Source organism: Campylobacter showae CC57C (assembly GCF_000344295.2).
GTDB classification, from domain to species: Bacteria; Campylobacterota; Campylobacteria; order Campylobacterales; family Campylobacteraceae; genus Campylobacter_A; species Campylobacter_A showae_B.
Genome location: NZ_AOTD01000170.1, coordinates 1 through 494 on the forward strand (window position 1 = coordinate 1; position 494 = coordinate 494).

The window sequence follows — 494 nt, forward strand, 5'->3', positions numbered from 1 at the left end:
CCAGCAGGGAAGCTCACGCCGATAGGAAACCGCGTATGAGAGTCGCCGCCCGTGCCCACGGTATCTGGCAGCACCATACGGTTTAGCCACGAGTGTATGACGCCGTCACCCGGCCTCAGGCTCACTCCGCCGCGCGAGCTCATAAATTTAGGCAGCGTCCTTTGCGTCTCGAGATCGCTAGGCTTTGGATAGGCCGCCGTGTGACAAAAGCTCTGCAGCACAAAATCAGCCGAAAACCCAAGACTAGCTAGCTCCTTGATCTCGTCGCGCGTCATCGGCCCCGTGGTGTCTTGCGAGCCAACGGTGAGAGTCGCAGGTTCGCAGTATTGCCCGGCTCTAACGCCCGGCACGCCGCAGGCCCTGCCCACGATCTTTTGAGCTAGCGTGTAGCCCTCGCTCTCGTCCGTTTGCGGCTGCGCGGGCCTCGCAAAGATATCCTCTGCGCCCAAATTTAGCGCCGCCCTAGCCTTACCGCAAAGCGAGCGACCGATGAT

1 pseudogene is annotated in these 494 nt (G+C 60.9%); it reads right to left on the minus strand.

Annotation, left to right across the window (positions count from 1 at the left end):
* Positions 1-494 (minus strand): annotated as a pseudogene (locus tag H740_RS06560) (bifunctional aconitate hydratase 2/2-methylisocitrate dehydratase); the annotation flags it as partial.